The sequence below is a fragment of the Buttiauxella warmboldiae genome (assembly GCF_003818135.1).
GTDB lineage: Bacteria > Pseudomonadota > Gammaproteobacteria > Enterobacterales > Enterobacteriaceae > Buttiauxella > Buttiauxella warmboldiae.
In genome coordinates, this window is record NZ_RPOH01000045.1 from 1 (window position 1) to 21,867 (window position 21,867).

Annotated in this window: 24 protein-coding genes; 8 read left to right on the forward strand and 16 right to left on the reverse strand. The window is 48.3% G+C overall.

Translation table 11 applies throughout. From position 1 onward, the window contains the following. The 15 genes from flhD to fliF all read right to left on the reverse strand — a co-directional run. A partial coding sequence (gene flhD / locus EHN07_RS11835) for a flagellar transcriptional regulator FlhD (protein WP_124024357.1) occupies positions 1–276 on the reverse strand: 276 nt, incomplete at its 3' end. 1,289 nt (positions 277–1,565) lie between these two features. Continuing rightward, positions 1,566–3,227: a methyl-accepting chemotaxis protein gene (locus tag EHN07_RS11840; protein ID WP_124024337.1), complete on the reverse strand. Its 1,662-nt coding sequence runs from the start codon at positions 3,225–3,227 to the stop codon at positions 1,566–1,568. A 35-nt stretch (positions 3,228–3,262) separates the two neighbouring features. Continuing rightward, positions 3,263–4,042 carry a flagellar biosynthetic protein FliR gene (gene fliR / locus EHN07_RS11845; RefSeq protein ID WP_124024338.1) on the reverse strand — a complete coding sequence of 260 codons (780 nt, stop codon included), beginning with the start codon at positions 4,040–4,042 and terminating at the stop codon, positions 3,263–3,265. A gap of 2 nt (positions 4,043–4,044) precedes the next feature. After that, positions 4,045–4,314 (reverse strand): flagellar biosynthesis protein FliQ, encoded by a 270-nt coding sequence (fliQ, locus tag EHN07_RS11850; protein WP_124024339.1) that lies wholly within the window; start codon positions 4,312–4,314, stop codon positions 4,045–4,047. An 11-nt stretch (positions 4,315–4,325) separates the two neighbouring features. Continuing rightward, positions 4,326–4,982, reverse strand: a complete 657-nt coding sequence (gene fliP, locus EHN07_RS11855) for a flagellar type III secretion system pore protein FliP (RefSeq protein WP_425267182.1) — start codon at positions 4,980–4,982, stop codon at positions 4,326–4,328. 113 nt (positions 4,983–5,095) lie between these two features. Beyond that, entirely contained in the window at positions 5,096–5,500 is a 405-nt protein-coding gene (gene fliO / locus EHN07_RS11860) for a flagellar biosynthetic protein FliO (protein WP_124024340.1), read from the reverse strand. Between the two features lie 5 nt (positions 5,501–5,505). Then, positions 5,506–5,895 (reverse strand): flagellar motor switch protein FliN, encoded by a 390-nt coding sequence (gene fliN, locus EHN07_RS11865; RefSeq protein WP_124024341.1) that lies wholly within the window; start codon positions 5,893–5,895, stop codon positions 5,506–5,508. Continuing rightward, positions 5,888–6,898, reverse strand: a complete 1,011-nt coding sequence (gene fliM, locus EHN07_RS11870) for a flagellar motor switch protein FliM (RefSeq protein ID WP_124024342.1) — start codon at positions 6,896–6,898, stop codon at positions 5,888–5,890. Before fliM ends, fliN begins: the two co-directional genes overlap by 8 nt. A 5-nt stretch (positions 6,899–6,903) precedes the next feature. Further along, entirely contained in the window at positions 6,904–7,404 is a 501-nt protein-coding gene (fliL, locus tag EHN07_RS11875; RefSeq protein WP_124024343.1) for a flagellar basal body-associated protein FliL, read from the reverse strand. Positions 7,405–7,549: 145 nt separating this feature from the next. After that, on the reverse strand, positions 7,550–8,821 hold the full coding sequence (locus EHN07_RS11880; protein ID WP_244202392.1) for a flagellar hook-length control protein FliK: 1,272 nt from the start codon (positions 8,819–8,821) through the stop codon (positions 7,550–7,552). Further along, positions 8,818–9,267 carry a flagellar export protein FliJ gene (gene fliJ / locus EHN07_RS11885; protein WP_124024344.1) on the reverse strand — a complete coding sequence of 150 codons (450 nt, stop codon included), beginning with the start codon at positions 9,265–9,267 and terminating at the stop codon, positions 8,818–8,820. The genes EHN07_RS11880 and fliJ overlap by 4 nt, the downstream gene beginning before the upstream one ends. Positions 9,268–9,282: 15 nt before the next feature. Further along, positions 9,283–10,659, reverse strand: a complete 1,377-nt coding sequence (gene fliI / locus EHN07_RS11890; protein ID WP_124024345.1) for a flagellar protein export ATPase FliI — start codon at positions 10,657–10,659, stop codon at positions 9,283–9,285. After that, a complete protein-coding gene (locus EHN07_RS11895) occupies positions 10,656–11,369 on the reverse strand; it encodes a flagellar assembly protein FliH (protein ID WP_124024346.1) in 714 nt (237 codons plus the stop codon). The genes fliI and EHN07_RS11895 overlap by 4 nt, the downstream gene beginning before the upstream one ends. Beyond that, the gene (fliG, locus tag EHN07_RS11900; protein ID WP_124024347.1) at positions 11,356–12,342 is read right to left on the reverse strand and encodes a flagellar motor switch protein FliG; all 987 of its coding nucleotides are present in this window, start codon (positions 12,340–12,342) and stop codon (positions 11,356–11,358) included. The genes EHN07_RS11895 and fliG overlap by 14 nt, the downstream gene beginning before the upstream one ends. Beyond that, positions 12,342–14,027 carry a flagellar basal-body MS-ring/collar protein FliF gene (gene fliF, locus EHN07_RS11905; protein WP_124024348.1) on the reverse strand — a complete coding sequence of 562 codons (1,686 nt, stop codon included), beginning with the start codon at positions 14,025–14,027 and terminating at the stop codon, positions 12,342–12,344. Before fliF ends, fliG begins: the two co-directional genes overlap by 1 nt. Positions 14,028–14,302: 275 nt before the next feature. On the opposite strand from fliF, the gene fliE reads away from it, so the two are divergent. The 8 genes from fliE (at position 14,303) to EHN07_RS11945 (ending at position 21,601) form a co-directional block, all read left to right on the forward strand. After that, positions 14,303–14,638 carry a flagellar hook-basal body complex protein FliE gene (fliE, locus tag EHN07_RS11910; protein WP_124024349.1) on the forward strand — a complete coding sequence of 112 codons (336 nt, stop codon included), beginning with the start codon at positions 14,303–14,305 and terminating at the stop codon, positions 14,636–14,638. Between the two features lie 234 nt (positions 14,639–14,872). Beyond that, positions 14,873–15,688: a CheR family methyltransferase gene (locus tag EHN07_RS11915; RefSeq protein ID WP_124024350.1), complete on the forward strand. Its 816-nt coding sequence runs from the start codon at positions 14,873–14,875 to the stop codon at positions 15,686–15,688. Further along, positions 15,688–16,734 (forward strand): protein-glutamate methylesterase/protein-glutamine glutaminase, encoded by a 1,047-nt coding sequence (locus tag EHN07_RS11920; protein ID WP_124024351.1) that lies wholly within the window; start codon positions 15,688–15,690, stop codon positions 16,732–16,734. Before EHN07_RS11915 ends, EHN07_RS11920 begins: the two co-directional genes overlap by 1 nt. Before the next feature lie 91 nt (positions 16,735–16,825). Beyond that, positions 16,826–17,215 carry a chemotaxis response regulator CheY gene (cheY, locus tag EHN07_RS11925; RefSeq protein ID WP_124024352.1) on the forward strand — a complete coding sequence of 130 codons (390 nt, stop codon included), beginning with the start codon at positions 16,826–16,828 and terminating at the stop codon, positions 17,213–17,215. A gap of 7 nt (positions 17,216–17,222) precedes the next feature. Further along, the gene (gene cheZ / locus EHN07_RS11930; RefSeq protein WP_124024353.1) at positions 17,223–17,876 is read left to right on the forward strand and encodes a protein phosphatase CheZ; all 654 of its coding nucleotides are present in this window, start codon (positions 17,223–17,225) and stop codon (positions 17,874–17,876) included. 49 nt (positions 17,877–17,925) lie between these two features. After that, positions 17,926–19,071, forward strand: coding sequence for a flagellar biosynthesis protein FlhB (gene flhB, locus EHN07_RS11935; RefSeq protein ID WP_124024354.1), 1,146 nt, complete (start codon positions 17,926–17,928; stop codon positions 19,069–19,071). Further along, a complete protein-coding gene (flhA, locus tag EHN07_RS11940) occupies positions 19,071–21,179 on the forward strand; it encodes a flagellar biosynthesis protein FlhA (protein WP_124024355.1) in 2,109 nt (702 codons plus the stop codon). Before flhB ends, flhA begins: the two co-directional genes overlap by 1 nt. Beyond that, complete coding sequence (locus EHN07_RS11945) at positions 21,176–21,601, forward strand: flagellar protein FlhE (RefSeq protein ID WP_244202393.1); 426 nt, start codon at positions 21,176–21,178, stop codon at positions 21,599–21,601. Before flhA ends, EHN07_RS11945 begins: the two co-directional genes overlap by 4 nt. Before the next feature lie 83 nt (positions 21,602–21,684). On the opposite strand, the gene EHN07_RS20775 is transcribed toward EHN07_RS11945, so the two are convergent. Beyond that, the coding region (locus tag EHN07_RS20775; protein WP_124024356.1) for an EAL domain-containing protein at positions 21,685–21,867 on the reverse strand (183 nt) is incomplete at its 5' end.

Consider the following 21,867-nt stretch of genomic DNA (forward strand, 5'->3'; position numbering starts at 1 on the left):
TTTTTGCAATGCCTCAATTCGTGAGTTTTTAGTAAGATTATCTATCACAATCTCATCATCAATACGCAGACGACAAATGAACTGATTGGTTGTAGCCAGCTTAATCAGCTGGGGAAGTGAAAGAGCCATCAACGAGTCGATGGTCGCTTCAGTTAGCCCCAGGCGAAACCCGGCCGCATATTTGTCTTCTCTAATTAATTGTTGAGCAAGTATCAAATAAGACAGATTTATGTCATGGATACTTTTAAGCTGCTCGTCAACTTTATTTGTTTTCAATTTATTCACCCATCCATTTCAAGGGAAATCATAAAAACAACATGTCTAACGTTGTTGTTTTACATAAAAGCAACATGCACAAGAGTATTATTAACCACCACTAATAACATCGCTAGTCAGATCAATACCGTATTTGCAGGGCAATTATTAGTATATAAAGAGAAAGATACAAGCTTGCTCGCCAGCCATACATCATGACGAATGTTTTAAAAAACACATATAAACATATTGAAATTTGCGATTCAGAACCTCTCTGCTTAACCTTAAAAATAACAGAATAGAGGTATGCGGAAGGGAACTACGGGAGCTCGGTAACAATTTCTTCATATATTTCAGGGGAATCAGAAACAGAGACGCTCACCATAAGCAGAATCCTCCACGGTAGCGCTTGATAGCCGCTCTGCACATGGCAAATTTGCACATTCACGCTTTAATCTACAGCAGAAGCCTGCGAATGATGACAACGAACTGGCATGGCGCCACCCTGGCAGCACCATTTATATGATATTTTGAACCGCTATTATTAAAGATAAACACCGATAAAGTGGCTGGTTTAAACCCGCCAAAAGCACAATAATGTAAGGTAAATTAATGAAAATAAATTAATCCAGGCCTTATGTTGCACCAATTATTCATTTTACATATACGAATCAGCGCAATCTGCTTACCAGTTAAGATAACCGGGTCGTTTCATTATGAATAAATATATGCATGTTGTTTAAATATTGTAAATATTCATCTTCTCAATAACATCCCTTTGAACCTGATTTTCACCCAAAGACACTTAGCCAACTTAATAATTGATAATTTAATAGCAAGTTTTGGAGACGTATGGCCGACGTTTTAAGCTCATCTTAGGTGAACATGTAATGTATTGCAGATGGGGTAATGGCGGCGTAAAGGCCCGGAAAATATCATTGTTATACTGACGGGGATGGATAGTGCGGTTCGGCTGATACCCAGGCCTTACTGAAACACCATAACCCGCGCAGAAAGCTGCTTTCACGGGCTAAAGGTGCAATACCGGGCATTGCCAGGCGGGAAATCATGCAGGTGGCAGAGTTTAATGATATCGAGTGGGATATGGCATCGTCACCGCCTCAGTGACGAGCTCAAGCGAAACCGTTTGAAACCAGCACCTCGTTTAGTGCTGCGATCGCATTATGTGAGCAAGAACTGCCCCATAACATCAATATTGCCGGCAGATAATAAATACCACGCCCGCCAGGCGTGGTATTTATCAATTTCAGTAGCAAACCAATTTTAATGTCTGCTGCTTATCATGGCTGTCAGAACTCGGTCCACATATCTTCAGCGGAATTTTTAAACACCGGTTCTTTTGGTTGGGAACTACTGCTCATATGAGAAACCGCTTTACGGCTATGCTGATATTCCTTTGGGCTATTTTCCTGTGGTGCTTTGGAAGTATCCACTCTAAAAATGGAAACCACATCAAAGAGCTTTCTGGTGTTCTGACTCATATTCTGGGTGATCACCGAAGACTCTTCCACCATGGCAGCATTTTGTTGCGTGGCCAGGTCCATCTCATTCACTGCCGTTGCAATTTGCGCAACACCGGTACTCTGCTCTTCCGAGGCCAGCGTAATTTCCTGCATAATATTGCTGACGTGCGTTACAGACGTAACGATTTCCGTCATGGTTTTACCGGCATCTTCAATCAGTTTTGCACCGTCATCAACGTTCTTCACCGATTCATTAATCAGCTTGTTGATCTCTTTTGCAGCATCCGCACTGCGTGCGGCAAGGTTACGGACTTCGCTGGCAACGACCGAGAATCCACGGCCCTGCTCACCCGCACGTGCCGCCTCGACCGCAGCGTTCAGCGCCAGGATATTGGTCTGGTTAGCAATACCATCAATCACGCCATTGATTTCTGAAATTTTACGCGCGCTTTGGGAAATTTTTTCCATCGTCGTCACGACATTTCCCATCACCGTAGAGCCGTTATCTGCAGCCGCTCGCGCTTGCTGAGAAAGCACGTTAGCCTGGCGGGCGTTTTCCGCATTATTGGCTACGGTAGTTTTAATTTCTTCCATACTGGCAGCCGTTTGCTGCAAAGCGCTCGCCTGCTCTTCAGTACGGGAAGCCAGGTTTTGATTGCTGGTGTCAATTTCCAGAGAATCATGCTTGAGATCGTCAGACGTCCCTCTTACCGAGGTAATAATATGGCCAAGCGATACTTTCATATTTTTCAAAGAATCGAGCATATGGCCAATTTCATCACGCGATCCGGTTTCAAAATCGTGGAATAATTCACCGGAGCCGATTTTATCCAGCATCGATGATGCGAATTCCAGACGATTAAAAACATTTCTTCTGATAATGATGAACGAAGACCACGAGATAAACGCAGACACAAAAAGAAGCAGCAGCGATATCACAAAGAATTTATTATTGTTTGAAGCAAACTTCTCCTTTACCTCATCATAGATGTGGGTAGAAACCTTTGAATATTCATCAATGGATTTCTCAAGCGCCCTTTCCGAGGCTTCATTATCAAAGTTATTAATATGATAGGTTTTCAGCGAGTTAATATTCTCGGTATAGCCCGCAACCAAAGAATTAAACCGATCGATGACATCCAGACCAAGACTTTTTTCCTCTTCATTATAGCCCAGGTTCTGACTGAAATTGTTGGCATGCATGCGCGCAATTCGTAGCTGGTCAGCCATATCCTTAACGTTATCATCGATTCTATCGTGTGATACGTTAGAGTTGTTATCGAGGAAGTTAATATCCCCCTGGATATTAGCAATAGCCCCGGTTAACTCCCGCAGTTCTTTGTTGTTTTGATACAACGGCCCTATTTCATTAAAATCATTGCTTCCCTCACGCATAGAATTAAAGGAGAACGAGACGATAACGATGATAATAAAACATAGCAGTGATAAGATAACCTTGATTAAGGTCGATATTTTAAATGATTTCATTGGAGTCTCTACAGTATATTATTTAACAAATAGTTTCAGGCCAGTAAAGTTAAAATTTTTGCTAACTGATAAAAAATATCTTTCATCATATTTTCAAAAAATGGTGCAAGTGTGTACATCATCATCGACATAGCAACCATGCCAATACTCAACGTCAGTGGAAAACCCACCACAAAGATAGAAAGCTGCGGCGTCAGTCGATTCAGTAACCCCAAAGTCAGGTTTAAAGTCAGTAACAGGGTGATGATAGGCAGGCCTAACATCAATCCACTTTTAAAAATCATTCCTCCTGCATAGACCATGGCTAAAAAACCATCTCCCTTCAATGGATTAGCACTGACGGGTAATAATATAAAGCTGTCGGCCAGAACGTTAAGTATCCACAAATGACCATTAAAAGTCAGGAACAGTAATGTCACCAGAATATTCAAAATTCGCGCAATGACAGGCATACTACCGCCCGCTGCCGGGTCAAAAAACGTGGCAAAAGACAGCCCCATCTGTAGACCAATAATTTCGCCTGCATTACGTACCGCCACAAAGATCAGCTCTAACGTTAACCCCATTACCGCACCGATAATGAATTGCTGAATCGCCACCCACAGTCCCATATATGAAATTATCTCTATATGGCTATCAGGCAAATTTTGACCAATCAGTATCGCAATAACAATGGCCAAACCCACCCGGGTTTTATTGCCAATCTTTTTTTCTTTAAACACCGGAGCGGTACTAAATAGAGCTAATACTCTCAGCGCTGGCCAGAAGAATTTGGCAATTAATGGATATAAAGTCATTATCGACAAATTAAGCATATCTATCCGATGGTATAGGGCAAATTAGTGAGTAAGGCCCGCATATAATCAAGAAATAAGCCTAACATCCATGGACCAAGAGCAATACCAACTGCCACTATCGCCATGATTTTAGGAATGAATGATAGAGTCATTTCATTGATTTGCGTGGAGGCCTGAAAAATACTGACCAGCAACCCGACAAATAATGAGACCAGTAATAACGGTGCTGATATCAGCAACCCGATCTTAATCGCCTGAAATCCCATTGCCATTACGCTTTCTGGTGTCATTGTACGCCTGTTTAACTAAAGAAACTTTGTGCCAGAGAGCCCATTAATAATTGCCAGCCATCTACCAGCACAAATAGCATCAGCTTAAAAGGTAACGCGATTGTCGCAGGCGGCACCATCATCATGCCTAATGCCATTAATACGCTGGCAACGACCAGATCAATAATCAGAAAAGGGATGAAAACGCTGAAGCCTATCTGAAAACCTGTTTTTAATTCGCTGGTAACAAATGCAGGAAGTAGAATTCGCATCGGAACATCATCCTTGCTCTGGAAGTTTTCCTCCTTCGCCATGCGTGTATAGAGCGCCAGATCGGCTTCGCGAGTTTGTTCCAGCATAAATGTATGCAGCGGCAGGGCGCCGCGTTCAAGCGCCGTCTCCATGCTAATTTTATCTTCAGATAATGGCTGCCAGGCATCCCTGTAGATCTGATTAAAAACAGGCGACATCACGTAAAAGGTCAGAAACAACGCCAGCCCCAGTAAAACCTGATTTGGAGGCGTGGACGGCGTACCCAGCGCATTACGTAACAGCCCTAATACAATGATTACACGCGTAAAACCGGTCATCATAAGCAATATTGCGGGTAAAAAACTTAATGACGTCAGCAAGACGAGCGTTTGCACCGGCAGGGACCAGTTGTTACCGTCCGCTGAACGCGTAATCATCACATCGCCGTTCGCCGCGAGAGCGTGCTGAACGGGCAGCAAAAATCCAACCATCATCAGTAAAAACAGACCTGAGATAACCCGGGTACGAGAGAGTTGTCCTGGCCAGGCATTCATTTCGTTGATTCCACTTTACGTTGTTTAAGTATTTTCATCAGGAGCGGCTGAAAATCATCGGCACCAGCCCCGATTACAGGCTCCGCTTCGTCTTGTGGCTTATCGAAAGAGGCAAGACAGTTAATTTGTGTTGCCGTCACGCCAAGCAAAATCCTTTTATCATTCATCTCAATCACCACCACTCGAGCGCGCTGGCCTAGCGCATGGCTGGCCACCACAGACAGTGCAGGCGTCCCTTTGGATAAAGGCCGGGCCAACCCTATGCGCCGGGCAACCCAGGCACATACCGCGATGACGATTAAAACCAGGGCTAACATTCCCCCGACATTGGCTAACAGGGAGCCAGGCGTCATAGGGTCAACGGCAGAAGTCACTGCCTGTGTCTGCGTTTTGTCTTGCATAATATTTATCGGCTCAAGCGATACATGCGTTCTGAAGGAGTAATAATGTCGGTAATGCGCACGCCGTATTTATCGGACACCACCACCACTTCTCCCTGAGCGATTAAATAGCCATTGATCAGAATATCCAGCGGTTCGCCGGCTAAACCTTCCAGCGAAACCACCGAACCTTGACTCAGTCGTAATAATTCCTTGATGGTCATTTTCGTTCTCCCTAACTCAACAGTCATTTTGACTGGAATATCAAGGATGAGATCCAGATCTTCAGAGAAATTAGTGACCGGAACATCTTTTACGGGCTTGGTATCAGCGGCTTGTTGTTCATTCATCGCATCCCCCCAAAGATCGTCGATGGATTCCTTATCTGAGCCAGACAAAGACATGGTGTCATTCATTGGGGATTACTCCTTTTTTAAAGAACAGATCGTGACTCATCATTTTCTCGATTTTCAGAGCATATTGATTACTGACACAGCCGTATTTTCCCGAGAAGATGGGAACACCATCCACACAAGCCTCGATGCTCTCTTTTTTCTCAATGGGGATAATGTCCCCTTTTTGCATTTTCATGACTTGTGAGAGACGGGTCGATATATCAGATAAATTTGCTACCAATTCAAGTTCAGTATCTTTGATCTGCGAAGCAAGAATATTACGCCACTGCCGGTCTTCCTGTTTCGAATTTTCCAGCGGTGGATGGGTTAAAACTTCGCGCAGCGGCTCAATAATACTGAACGGAATACAAATATCGAACTCCCCACGATGCGGCCCAATCTCAATATAGAAAGGGGTCGTTACAACAATATCGTTAGGCGATGAGGTAATATTGGTAAACTTAACCTGCATTTCGGAACGGACATATTCCGTATGCAGTTTAAAAATCGAGCTCCAGGCAAAATCATAGGCCTCCAGAGCCATCGACAGCATACGGGTAATGACCCGTTGTTCCGTGGGTGTAAATTCTCGCCCGTCAGCTTTCGTTGGAAAACGCCCATCACCGCCAAAAAGGTTATCTACCGCCATAAAAACCAGATTAGGCGAGAACACAAAGAGTGCGGTGCCCCGTAGCGGGTTCATATGTACCAGATTAAGGTTCGTTGGTACCGGTAAATTACGAGCAAATTCATGGTATGGCTGTATTTTAATATTTCCAGCGGTAACATCCGGGCTACGGCGCAGAAGGTTAAATAATCCAATACGGAACTGACGCGCAAAACGTTCATTGATGATCTCAAGTGAATGCAAACGCTCACGGATCACACGACGTTGGGTGTTTGGATCGTAAGGTTTTATTCCACCATCCAACGCCGCATCGTCGGTAACACTTTCGTTTTCAGTATTACTACCACCGTTTAAAAGGCGATCGATTTCAGCCTGAGATAATATACTGTCAGACATCAAAATTACCGTAAGATAAATGCGTTGAATAATACATCAGTCACGACGACGCTGTTGTGCGGCGCAAGTGGCTTACTAACAACGGCTTTGATTTTCTCAAGTAATTTAGTTTTACCTTCATCATTCGAGATATCATCTGCCGTTTGATGCGCTAATAAAATAAACACGCGACTTCTGACTTCAGGTAAAAACTTATCAAGCACTAATTTCGATGCTTCATCTTTTACCCTGAAGGTTAAACCAATATATAAAACATGATCGCTATCAGGCTCAGTCGGCGTGAGGCTGACGGTAAATGTCTCCATCGGGACATATATTGGGGTCACCGTAACGGCAACCGCCTCAACGGGTTTAACTTTATTTTGACCACCGGTTTTAACTTTTTTAATTTCATAAAAAGCATAGCCTCCAAAGGCACAGGCTATGATAGAAATTAGCAAAGAAATGATTATAACCAGAGGGAATTTTTTTCCCCCGGCGCTGACTTTTTGTTTATTTTTGCTCATACAACCAATGCCTTGTTATAAAATCGTCGAATTCAGACAGTCAAAGACACTCAAATTAGAAGTACATTCTATTACAGTATTAGCCAAGTACAATTTAGCAAAAACATCGAATTAGTGGCACTAATTCATATGATGATTAACACGGTTATGCGAAGGTATTTATACCGCCTGAATAATGAATGGTTCTGGTTATAACCTGCTCATTATCCTCGACCATATGCCCACCTTCTGGAGCACTATCGTCCTCAAAGGGATGACCTGATGAGCCCCCTGATTGCGAGAATAGATTCCCGGAAGAGGAGGATTCAGCTCCGACGCTGCTTTGCCCCAGGTTGATACCCGACTCCGCCAGCGAGGTGCGCAGGTGAGGCATTGCCGCTTCAAGCGCCGCGCTAACCTGATGGTTTTCCGTTACAAAGTGTAGCTGAACCCGATCGTTATTCAGGCGCAGATTAATTTTCAGCGTGCCGAGGTCTTCCGGATGCAAATGTAATTCTGCATGATGAATCCCATTACGTGAAAAGTAGGCTAGCTGTTGGCTTAAACCTTGCTGCCAGGCGGGCGTGCCCAGTGCCTGATTCAATAATGCAGGTGGTGCAGCCGGCGCCACATGAGCCTGAGTGCCGCTAACGTCATGAATGGTTGCAATATGGGGAGGTAAACCGGGTTCGGGCGTCAGTAAAAGGTGTGATCCCTGAGTAACCGGCAGTGGCTGCATCATTTCAGGTTTCATCACCGTACCTCCCCCCTCCTTCGCATTCACGCTACCCTCCGCCTTTTTCACCATGCTAAGAAACTCCTCATGCTGCCCTGCGGCCACTGTTTCGACGGCTTGTTTACCCACGTTCGGGCCTGGTGTCGGCACCGTGGCGAGCTTATGCTTCAGGTTTTCTGGGGAGACAATATTACTTCCCGGGCTGAGTTCCTTTGGTAAAGATGGCTCCTCAACCAGTGGCGATAGCAGGATCTCACTATTCCTTTTATCATCCGCTTTCACCGTCGGCATGAGATGCTCTGAAACAACTGGTTGCGCTGTTATGGGCACGGGGACAGCAACAGGCGCGATTGTTGCAGCCTGGGCATTCTGAGCAATCAGCTGCTGCAAGGCCTGAAGCTGTGGGTCAGCAAACACATCCGCATCTTTTTTCAATTTCACATCCGGATTAAGGGAGGTGAGTTCAAACTGCGCCAGCTCTGTTGATAATACCGGCAGCACGGGCTCGGTCTGAATTTCATCACGCTTTTCCGGTGCAGCTGACGGAGTGCTAGTTTCCTTAACTGGTGCAACAGGTTTCGCCGTGGACGTTTTTTCCAGCATAGCGGGAAAATCGTTCTCATCGGTTATCGTGCTTGAGGATTTACCCGGCATTTTATTCGCCACCGCATCGATAGCGGTCGGATTCGCTTTAACGATCATAAAATTTTTCTTCCCATACAGGCGCGCTGTGCAAATTCATCCATTAGCTTTTGTTCCAGCTTATTTTCTTTTATCTCCTGCACGCGGTTTGCCCGGCTTTGTAAGGTTTCAAAGGCATTAAGGCGTTTTTTATCACCTCTCCAGGTCAATAGCGTTTCATCCACTCTATCCCGGCATTTAGCCACATGACCTGCCTGTTGTTTCACCACATTACCCAGGGAATCGATAAAGGACTGACGGTTAAGCAACTCAGCAACCGGTATCCCTTTTCCGGATACCGTTGCACGTAGCTGCTGCTGGTATTCCAGTTCGAATTGCTCCAGTTGCCCAAGCTGCTTTGCAGCCAGGGTATGAGCCTGCTGGGCTTCGCCTAATCTGGCGGTGGTATCTGTCAGTGTCCGCTCTGCTCGTTCACGCAAAAAATCCATCGGTTTAGTGACGGCCATGATTAATTCCTCCCCTTACGTCCCGGGTTGATCCGGAAAAATAGCATCAAGTCCTGTGCTGGCTTCCTGGTAGCCCGCACTCTCGTAAATCGCCTGCTGCAGATAAGATTCAATGCGTGGGTATAATCGGATGGCATTATCCAGTAGCGGATCGCTGCCTGCCGCATAAGCCCCCACGCTAACCAAATCGCGGTTGCGCTGGTATGAAGAAAGCAACTGTTTGAAATGTTGAATTTTTTTATAATGAGCAGGGGCAATGAGTTCCGTCATTGCCCGGCTAATAGAGGCTTCAATATCGATTGCGGGATAGTGTCCGGATTCCGCCAGCCGACGTGACAGCACAATATGGCCATCGAGGATCGCACGCGCAGAGTCAGCGATAGGATCCTGCTGATCGTCACCTTCAGTCAGAACGGTATAAAACGCGGTGATTGACCCCCCTCCTTTCACACCATTGCCCGCACGCTCAACTAAAGCCGGTAATTTCGCAAAAACAGAAGGCGGGTAGCCTTTGGTGGCTGGAGGCTCACCGATAGCCAGCGCAATTTCGCGCTGTGCCATGGCATAGCGAGTCAACGAATCCATGATGAGCAGAACATCCAGACCCCTGTCACGGAAATCTTCCGCAATACGGGTCGCATAGACAGCCCCCTGCATACGCAGGATGGGTGAAACATCTGCTGGGGCAGCAATAACCACAGCACGCTTACGCCCCTCTTCCCCCAGAATATTTTCGATAAAATCTTTAACTTCGCGGCCACGCTCTCCGATTAGCCCAACGACAATGACATCGGCTTTGGTATAACGGGCCATCATGCCCAGCAAAACACTTTTCCCCACCCCGGACCCTGCAAATAGCCCCATGCGTTGACCGCGGCCAACCGTAAGTAAACCGTTAATGGCGCGGACACCGACATCCAGTACATTTTTGATAGGATCGCGCTGGAGTGGGTTAAGCGGAGAGGTGAATAGCGGCCCATTCTTTAAGGTTACGGGGGCCGGTAATCCATCAAGCGGCCGCGCGCTGGCATCCAGCACCCGTCCTAATAGTTCGGGTCCCAACGGCAACTGCTTGCCCTTACTAACGCTGGCACCGCCTTGCAGCGCATACACTCGCGCCCCAGGTAAAATGCCATCGACATTTTCCAGCGGCATCAGATACAGGATGCTGCCGTTAAAGCCCACGACTTCGCTTTCGACTTTATCCACACCGTGACCGGAATCACGTTCAACAATGCACAACGTGCCAATCGGTAGTTTCAGACCGATCGCTTCCATCACCAGGCCAGTGGCGCGGGTGAGCTTGCCATACTGACGGAACGGAGGCAGAGAAGTGAGCTGTTTTTCTTTATTATCAATCGCTTCGAGACATTTCTTGAGTCGCAACGTCATGGCTGACAATCCTCACGGCTCAGCTCACACAGCTCCTGCCAGCGGGTGTTTATCGTGGCATCAATCTCGCCTTCTTCAGACGTGATACGGCATCCTCCCGGAAGAATAGTGGCATCCCCGCGTAGCTCCCAGCCCATGGATGTCAGGGATGTCCCCAGATGTTCCTGCACCATAGCCATATCGTCTGGGCTGACCCAGAGCACCGCCAGATCTTTGAATAGCCTATCCTGGTGCAGCAACTGCCGAATCTTCTCAAGCAGCACATGGTGATCGCAGGTGATATGGCTGCCCAGAAGCGAACGGACGGCCGTCAGCGATAGCTGTACTAAGCGAGAAGGGATCACGCTATCAAGGTTATCCAGCATCAGCTTGAACTCTTCGAGAATACGGGAGAAGCGTTCCCCCGTTTCACGCTGCTGCTCACCCGCTTCATGCCGTCCCTGCTCAAAACCGGCTATTTTCCCTTCCGCGAATCCAGCCTCAAACCCCCGCTGTTTACCTTCTTCAACGCCGCGTAGCTGCCCCTGTGCAAAACCTTTTTCTTCCGCCTGTCGGCGAAGATGCGCAAGTTCTACCTGTAAGAGCTCTTCAGAAGGGTATGCACTCTCCCGCTCAACCACGTTATGTTCCGGCGGCGTTAAGTCATCCAGCAGATTTTGTGGTTGCCAGACCTGCCAGTTATGCAGATTAGCGCTATCAGACGTAGGCATCCTCGCCTCCACCAATCACAATCTCACCGCTATCGGCCAGGCGACGCACAACCAACAGGATATTCTTCTGCTCGGCTTCAACCTGAGACATGCGAACAGGACCGCGTGAACCCAGATCTTCCATCATAATTTCCGCCTGGCGCCTGGACATATTCTGGAAGAATTTCTCGCGAAGCGGCGGCTCAGAACCTTTGAGCGCGATAATAAGCGACTCATTTTCGACTTCCTGCAGAATACGCTGAATGCTCCGGTCTTCCATTTCCACCAGATTTTCGAACAGGAACATCTCATCGATAATTTTCTGTGCCAGCTCCTGGTCGTATTCACGAACAGCTTCCATAGCCGCATCTTCCTGCTGAGATTTCATCAGGTTGAGGATCTCTGCCGCAGGACGTATGCCGCCCATTTTGCTGCGCTTGAGGTTCTGACCATGGAGCAGGTTATTGAGCACTTCCGTCAGCTCTGCTAATGCCGTTGGCTGAACCCCGCCGAAGGTGGCAATACGCAACATAATATCGTTACGCTCACGGTCATCGAATTTGCTTAATACATCCGCCGCCTGGGCGCGTTTCAGGTGAACCAGAATGGTGGCGATGATCTGTGGATGCTCATCGCGGATAAGATCGTATACCGCCTGAGGCTCCATGAAATTAAGGGTTTCAATACCATTAGTGCCTTCCTGATTCTCCAGCAGATCTTCCAGCAGGCTTGATGCACGCTCTTCACCAAGCGCTTTAACCAGCACGCTGCGCACATAATCATTGGTATTGATGCTCAATGCGGCATATTCAGTGGAATCAAGCTCGAACTGCTTGAGCACTTCAGCTAATTGTTCGTGGGTGTAGCCACCCATATTAACCATCGAACTACTGATCAGCTTGACTTCATGGCTGTTGAGGTGCCTGAAGACCTCCGCGGCAAGCCCATCACCGAGGGTTAACAGGACAATCGCACTTTTTTCAGAGGCGTTCATTATGATTTCAGCTCCTTATTCATCCAGTGGCGAATCACCAGCGCAATAATACGTGGGTCCTTATCTGCCAGTTCGCGCAGATTTTGAGAGTTAATTTCTGTTTCAACGCGCAGTTCGGCTTTTTGTCTTGCTCCGCTTTCTTCACGCAGTCTGTTGGCATCAATTTCAGCCTGACGCGCCTGCTTTTCGAGCTCCAGACGCTGGAGTATCAGCTCCTGGTTTCTCAGCCAGGCGGGTTGGACAGCTTTACGCCACAGGATCCAGGCGACGATGGCGATCAACAGATAACGTGCGGCAGACATCAGCAAGCTGAGGAATCGCTCTTGTTTCCATAGCGGTACGGCGACTTCATCATCAAGCGTATTGAATGGAGAATTGACAATATTGATGGAATCCCCACGGGCCGCGGAATATCCGACCGTTTCTTTCACCAGAGCATTAATTTGCTCCAGCTGTTTGGCGCTCAGGGCCGTAGGTTTACCCTCTTTGCCGGGTAAATAATTGACCACCACCGCCACGGAAAGGCGCTCGATATTACCCGTGCTGCGTTTGATGTGCGTCAGAGTACGATCCAACTCATAGTTGGTCGTATCGTCTTTACGGTTATTAAAAGGAATCGGTGTGATAACAGTTTTTTCCGCCGTACCGACGCCTTTTGCCCCTGGCGCCCCCTCTTTATCAGATACGGGCGGTTGGGTGATGCTCGCAATAGACGGTGCAGGAGGCTGATTGCTTAATGCCCCCGGAATGCCGCCCACGCTGCTTTTGCCACCTTGTACGGCTTCACTGCTCTGTCGGCTCCGGATGGCCATTTTTTCCGGCGAGGTGTTGGGCTGAAACTGCTCTGCCGTTTGCTCGTTCTGGGTAAAATCAATCTGTGCGGTGACCTGAGCTTTAACATTATTACGCCCGACGATGGTGGCGAGGATATTCTGTATCCGCTGCTGATAATCGGCCTCCACTTCACTGGTGTAGTTCAGTTGGGAAGTTTGCATCGCCTGGCTACCACGCTGCGTCAGCAGATGCCCATTTTGATCGACGATAGTGACGTTATCGGCATTCATGCCGGAAACCGAGCTGGAAATAAGATAGGTAATCGCATTTACCTGCCCTGAATCCAGTGAGTGTCCAATGTTAACAACCACCGTCACGGACGCGGACGGCGCCTTTTGCTCACGGACAAACATCGACGGTTTCGGTATCGCCAGATGTACGCGTGCCTTCTGTACATTCCCCAGAGTTTCAATGGTGCGGGCAAGCTCACCTTCCAGCGCGCGCTGGAAATTAACCTGTTCGCTGAATTGGCTAATACCGAATTTTTCTTGATCCAGTAATTCAAAACCAACGGCCCCGCCTTTGGGCAATCCAAGCTGGGCAAGCGTCAGACGTACTTCATGCACCTTTTCAGCCGGCACCATGATAGCGTCGCCGTTGTCTTTAAACCGATATGGCACGTTCATCTTGGTGAGCTGGGCAATAATCGCACCGCCGTCCTGATCGCTCACGTTGTGATACAGAACGCTGTAGTCTGGAGTTTTCGCCCAGAAGATAAGGGCTATAATGACGGAAATAGCCACTGAAGCAGTGATGAGCAGAATGATTTTAGGACTCGAACGCAGACGTTCTAATAGTCTCATCAGAGAAACTGTATTTTGGTTTTTGTTACCGTTTGTTGTGGCATTCATGCCGTAGTCCTGTAGAAAAAATAAATGACGCAATGCAGGCGCATTATTGCGAATCAGCACTTCGGTTACGGTTTTGAAAAATCACAGCGATAAATAATCTGCTGAATTTCCAGCTGTGCATTATCTTCTATTTGGCTTTTTTTTACGCATCAATAAGCTGAAACTTCTGTCAGCTATTCACATTATTTTATTTACAGACCACATGTTAATATGCAGTTATAAAATATATACAAAAGCGATGAAACAATCATTTCGTTGAAATAAAGGAATTAATGATGTCTATTCAATTAATGAAGGGGATTTTGCAGCAGCTTAGTTTCCAGGCACAACAGACTGCTGCCCCTCAAAAAAGCACCTTTCTTTCTGACAACAAAAGCGATGATAAAAGTTTACACTTTTCCAGCATGTTATTTAACAGTATCAATAGTATCAGTCAGACACAAAATGTGGCGCAGACTAACGCCCAGGATTATATGACCGGTGCAACAGATATCGGCTTGAACGATGTGATGGTGTCCATGCAGAAATCTTCAGTCGCTTTAAACCTCGGCATTCAGGTACGTAATAAAATGGTTAACGCCTATCAGGAAATAATGAACATGGCAGTTTAAGGTATCAACGCGCTATTTGATAATCTCAGATTAAATCACCCTATATGATTTTCGGAGAAATTAAATACCGTTTAATGCCGTTTATTGTTGATGATTATCTTAATCATTATAACGATCTGATGCACTCAGTTTTCATAAACCCGTCACGGCTCTCATCAATCAATGAGTTTAACGACACTTCTGGCTGGATTTATCCACATCGGGATAATTTCTGTCAGTAATAGAGAATAAAATATGCACCTTCAGGATAAGCTTTCTGATAAAGACTTGCAGCGGATTAGCGAGCTAATTTACCAACGCGCAGGGATTGTGATAAACAGCCAGAAACGTGACATGGTATATAACCGACTGTCACGAAGATTACGCGATCTGGAGCTCACCAGTTTTTCCGATTACATCAAGCAGCTTGAAGCCAGCCCCAATAGTGAAGAGTGGCAGGCGTTCATTAATGCATTAACCACCAATCTGACCTCCTTTTTCCGGGAGTCTTACCATTTTCCTGTCCTGGCTGAACATGCCCGTAACAGGCCAAATTACAGCGTGTGGTGCGCTGCCGCATCAACGGGCGAAGAGCCCTGCTCCATTGCCATTACTCTTGATGAAACCTTAGGCCGCAGCATTATCGGGCCACGCGTCTGGGCGACAGACATTGATACTGAAGTGTTAAAAAAAGCCAGCAATGGCGTATACAAACTATCGGATATCGAGAATTTAACCCTGGAGCAGAAACGTAACTATTTTCTGCGGGGTTCCGGCGCGCAGCAGCATCTCGTCAAAGTCAGAAAAGAGCTTCTGGCCAGTATTCGTTACCAGCAACTCAACTTATTAGATGCTAAATGGGATGTCCCTGCCCCCTTTGACGCCATTTTCTGCCGAAACGTCATGATCTACTTCGATCAAAAGACCCAGGAACATCTGATGCAGCGCTTCGCCACCATGCTTAAACCGGGTGGAATTTTACTCGCCGGTCACTCTGAGCATTTTAGCACTACCAATGGGCCTTTTAGTCTACGTGGCCAATCCGTGTATTACCTCTCCCGGGATAAATAATGAAAAAGATACGAGTAATCTGCGTTGATGATTCGGCACTTATTCGCAACATTATGAGTGAAATTGTTAATAATCAGCCGGATATGGAAATGGTAGCCACCGCTCCGGATCCGATTATTGCCAGAGATTTAATCAAACGCTTTAATCCAGATGTGCTGACGCTGGATGTAGAAATGCCAAGAATGGACGGCCTGGACTTTCTGGAACGGCTGATGCGCCTGCGGCCTATGCCGGTCATTATGGTTTCTTCACTGACCAGCCGCGGCTCTGAAATTACGCTCAACGCGCTGGAATTAGGCGCCATCGACTTTGTCACCAAACCGGAAATGGGACTCAAGGACGGTATGTTGCAATATGCCGACATTATTTCCGAAAAAATTCGCATGGCTTCAAAAGCACAGGTGCGCCGCCGCGAAAACAACACTCAGGTTCCCCGCACCATCTCCAGCCCGCTGGTGGGCAGCGAAAAAATTATTGCCATCGGCTCCTCGACCGGAGGCACTGAGGCGTTACGTCAGGTTCTGATACCTATGCCGCTAAGCAGCCCGGGTATCGTCATTGCTCAACATATGCCGCCAGGCTTCACCCGATCGTTTGCAGAGCGTTTGAATAACCTGTGCCAGATTGCGGTAAAAGAAGGGGAAGACGGTGACCGTGTTCTGCCGGGCCATGCCTATATCGCCCCCGGTGGTTTCCATATGGAACTGGTCCGCAGCGGCGCGAATTACCATATCAAACTGAACCAGTCTCCCCCGATAAACCGCCACCGCCCGGCCGTGGACGCATTATTTAACTCCGTAGCCAAATCAGCAGGAAAAAATGCGGTAGGGGCCATTTTAACCGGTATGGGAAACGATGGTGCCCAGGGGTTACTGGAAATGCGTAAAGCAGGCGCACATACGCTGGCCCAAAGTGAAAAGAGCTGCGTGGTATTCGGTATGCCGCGTGAAGCTATCGCGTTAGAAGCTGCATGCGAGATTGTCGATCTGGACGACATGAGCCAGCGCATTCTTAATAACGTAGTGGGACAAGCTCGCCGAATTTGATACTCCCATTCGGATGGCGACGCGTTTTCAATAAATTCTATATTTTCAAGACATTATATTTCACTGACTTTTAAGCTAACAGGAAGAACAGATGGCAAGTAAAGATTTGCGTTTTTTGGTTATTGATGATTTCGCAACCATGCGCCGTATTGTACGCAACCTTCTCCAGGAGCTGGGTTTTAGCAATATCGAAGAGGCTGAAGATGGTCAGGATGCCCTGACTAAACTGCGCGCGGCTCCCTTCGACTTTGTTATCAGCGACTGGAATATGCCAAACCTGGATGGTCTGCAACTTCTCAATGAAATACGCAAGGATAGCGCGCTGAAAAGCCTTCCGGTGCTGATGGTGACCGCCGAAGCAAAAAAAGAAAATATTATTGCCGCCGCTCAGGCTGGCGCTAACGGCTACGTGGTGAAACCGTTTACCGCTGCGACACTGGAAGAAAAACTTAATAAAATTTTCGAAAAACTGGGGTGGTAAATAAAGGATGAACACAAAACAAGGTCAGGACTCGCCCAATAATTTTAAAGAGATCTTCTCCCGCATTGGTCATCTGACCCGTGTATTGCGAGACAGTGTCGCCAATCTGGGTCTGGATCGAGCCATCATGGATGTTGCCGAGGCCATTCCGGACACGCGCGACCGCCTGAATTATGTGGTAGGGAAAACCTCACAGGCAGCCAACCGCGCGCTGACCAGCGTGGAAATCGCCCGTCCGCTTCAGGACTCTTTGTGCGAACAATCCAACTCGCTAAAAGCGCGCTGGGATGCGTGGTTTGAGGCTCCAGTTGAGCTCTCTATGGCCCGCGAACTGGTTGCTGATACCCGTGAATTTCTGAGTAACACGCCGAAAATTACCAGCCAGACGAATCAGCAATTAATGGAAATCATGATGGCGCAAGATTTCCAGGATCTCACCGGGCAGGTACTTGAGAGCATGATGAAGCTCATCGAGAACATCGAACGCGAGCTGATCCAGGTGCTGGTCGAGAACATGCCCAGCATGTTGTCAGCCTCCCCCGCGCCTCAGGAGCAGACAAATGAGAGCCTAAAAAATGGACCGCAGATTAATCAATCCGCTGTCGGCGTCATTGCGACACAGGATCAAGTAGACGATCTGCTCGAGACCCTGGGTTTCTAATGCTAATTAACTACCACCAGCCTTCGAAACTGTTTGCTTAGCAGAGTCTATGTCTGAAGAAAGCGATACCGAGAAAACTGAGGACCCCACACCCACAAGGCTGTCAAAGGCCCGTGAAGAGGGGCAAATTCCTCGTTCCAAAGAGCTGACGTCCCTACTGATGTTACTTGTTGGTTGCATGCTCATCATGCTCAGCGGCGAGCATCTCGCAGAAAAATTAAGCCTGTTACTGCGTAACGGGCTGACGTTTGATCGGCTGGCAACCCTGGATACCAGCGTGGTACTTCTGCGAGCCGGGAACCAGCTCAGCACCGGGTTATTTTCCGCGCTCCCCATTTTGCTTGGTCTGTTCATCACGGCAATTATCGCTCCAGCCATACTGGGCGGCGTCAATTTCAGCGCAAAGTCATTGAAGGTAGACCTGATGCGTTTGAATCCGCTATCGGGTCTCAAACGCATGTTTTCCAGCCAAATTGTGTCTGAATTATTGAAAAGCGTTCTGAAGATCGTGCTGGTCGGGGTCGCCGCCGCTTTCTATCTGCTTAACAAGAAATCACACATGATCCAGCTTATATATGAGCCGCTGGCCATCGGCTTGCACGATATGCACACCATCATTCTCGGCTGTCTGTTGGTGGTGATCGTGACGCTTATCCCCCTGGTTGGCTATGACGTCTTCTTCCAGATTGTGAGTAACCTGAAGAAGCTGCGCATGAGCCGTCAGGAAATACGCGAGGAGTATAAACAGCAGGAAGGGGACCCTCATGTCAAAAACAGGATCAAGCAGCTACAGCGCGCCGCAGCCCGCATGCGCATGATGGAGGATATCCCCAAAGCCGACGTTATCGTTAATAACCCCACCCACTATTCTATTGCCCTGCGCTATCAGGAAGGGGGAGCCAGCGCGCCAATAGTCTTAGCGAAAGGTGCAGGAGATATCGCCCTGCGCATCAGGGAAGAAGCGGCGAAACATAATATTCCGATGCTGGAGGCCCCACCGCTGGCGCGTGCGCTGTACCGTCATTGTGAAATCAGTGAACAAATCCCGGCAGAACTCTACGCTGCGGTCGCGGAAGTCCTTGCCTGGGTATACGGAGTCAGACGCTGGAAAAAAGGCGCAGGCCTCTACCCCAAAAAACCAGAAAACCTTCCGGTGCCCGCGGCACTGGACTTTGCACAAGAGAGTCAAAAGTAATGGCAAATTTAGCCACCAAATTACATTTACCGGATTTAAAAAATACCCAGTGGCAAATGCTGACTGGCCCGGTATTGATTATGACTATTCTGGCAATGATGATTTTACCATTGCCGTCATTCATTCTGGATTTATTGTTTACCTTCAATATCGTCCTGTCATTGATGATATTAATGGTCGCCATATTTACGCAGAACACGCTGGAATTCTCCGCGTTCCCGACGGTTTTGCTGTTTGCCACGCTATTACGCCTGGCGCTGAATATCGCTTCAACCCGTATCATTCTTATGTACGGACACGACGGTGAAGGTGCTGCAGGCCAGGTTATTGACGCCTTTGGCCACTTCCTTGTGGGGGGCAACTTTACCATTGGTATTGTCGTCTTCATTATTCTGGTGATTATCAACTTTATGGTGATTACCAAAGGTGCCGGGCGTATTGCTGAAGTGGGCGCTCGCTTTGTGCTGGATGGAATGCCGGGCAAACAGATGGCCATCGATGCCGATCTGAATGCCGGAATCATCGGTGAGCAGGAAGCGAAAAAGCGCCGCAGCGAGGTGACGCAGGAAGCAGATTTTTATGGCTCGATGGACGGTGCCAGTAAATTCGTCCGCGGCGATGCGGTAGCGGGCTTGATGATTATGGCAATCAACGTCATTGGCGGCCTGATCATCGGCACGGTACAGCACGAGATGTCGCTGGCTGAAGCAGGAGCAACCTACACGCTGCTGACTATTGGTGATGGCCTGGTGGCGCAAATTCCCGGGCTGATTATTTCCACCGCGGCAGGTGTGATCGTGACGCGGGTGTCGACAGAGCAAGATGTCGGCGAACAGATGGTAGGCCAGCTGTTTAATAATCCGCGCGTGATGTTACTTGCCGCCGGGGTTGTTGGCTTACTGGGGATGATCCCCGGCATGCCAAATTTTGTCTTCCTGCTGTTTACCGCAGGTCTTCTGGCGCTGGCATGGTGGATACGTGGGCGCGAGATTGCCAATCCTTCAGGTAGTCAGCGGGCCATGAATAAAGACCATCACGCGGTGGAGGATGCCGATCTGGAGGCCACTCAGGCCACTGAAGCATCATGGGCAGATGTGCAGCACGAAGATGAGCTGGGGCTGGAGGTCGGTTATCGATTAATCCCCATTGTCGATAGCGATCAAAAAGGCCCGTTATTAACCCGCATCCGTGGGATCCGCAAAAAATTCGCACAAGAAATGGGTTTTCTGCCTCCGGCAGTACATATTCGCGATAATCTCGATCTTGCTCCTACCGAATACCGCATCTTACTCAAAGGGGTGGAAATTGGACGAGGCGATACCCAGCCGGATCGCTGGATGGCGATCAACCCGGGCTGTGCCGAAGGCGAGTTACCCGGCGTGCCGTGCCAGGACCCGACATTCGGTTTGCCGGCGGTATGGATAGATGAAGTGATGCGAGAGAGAGCTCAGGCTTTCGGCTATACGGTGGTTGACCCAAGCTCGGTGATTGCGACACATCTCAATCACCTGATCTCGCTCCATACCGCCGAGCTCTTTGGCCGGCAGGAAACGCAGCAGCTTCTTGACCGCCTGCTAAAAAACATGCCGAAGCTGGTAGAAGATCTGATCCCTGGCGTTATCTCGCTGACAACATTCCATAAAGTCCTGCAAAACCTACTGGCCGAATATGTTTCTATTCGTGATGTCAGAACCATTATCGAAACGCTCGCAGAACACGCAGGTTCCGTAACCGACCCGGATGAACTGACCACTCAGGTACGCGTCAGACTGGGCCGGGCAATCACACAAAAATGGTTCCCGGGCCATGATGAGATGCAGGTTATCGGTCTGGACCTCAATCTTGAACGCTTACTCACCCAGGCCACACAAAGCGGTAGCTCTATCGAGCCGGGGATTGCAGAAAATATTGTGATAGAGGCTGAAAAAGCTATTTTACAACAAGAAGCCGCTGGAGCTCCGCTGGTTCTTCTGGTAAATCAGCCTCTGCGCTTCATGCTGTCACGCTTCCTGCGTCGGGTGTATCCACAGCTGGCGGTGCTTTCGAATCAAGAAATTAGTAACAACCGTACGGTTCGCATGTCTTATATCATCGGCGGTAATGAATGAAATCTGGCGCATTAACAGGATTGATCTTGCTGCTGGCCGCATCGCTTTCTTCACAGGCCGCCTCCGTTGCCTACGGCTCATGGAGTAGCTTTTCAGTAGGCGGAACCGTCAGCGTCGGTAATCAGCCATTATCGAGCCGCCCTTTGGCCCCCCTTCTGCCACCGGCTGCGGCAATAAATCGAGTGGCATGGCGAATAACCCTGCTTTCTCCGGCCCCTCCCGCTTTGACGATAAAATTATGCAGTCAGGATAAATGCATTTATCTGGAGTCCCTTGCGGGGCAAAAAAACGTCGATGCACTCCTCCCGGCGCATGGGCCGTTCCATTTTGTCTATACCGTTAACCATCAGGGGCAGCTGATACCGCCGCTGAATGTGGTGAAAAACCAATTAACCATCGACTGGAAAATCCCTGCACCATAGAGCGTTCGATTCTGATAATGGGCCTCTGTGAAGGCCCATTATCAGTCTTATGCTGTTTATTTTGTCCGCGCCCGCCCGGGCGATCAGCTCGCCATCATATACAGACCGCTTACCTGCGCTTTCCATTGCTTATGCCAGTGGCTCAGCTCATGCTCCGGCATCGGGGCGGCAGAGAAATATCCCTGGCACATGTCACAGCCGAGTGACGCAAGGTACTGCCAGGTCTGTTTATCCTCCACCCCTTCCGCCACCGATTTCAGCCCCAG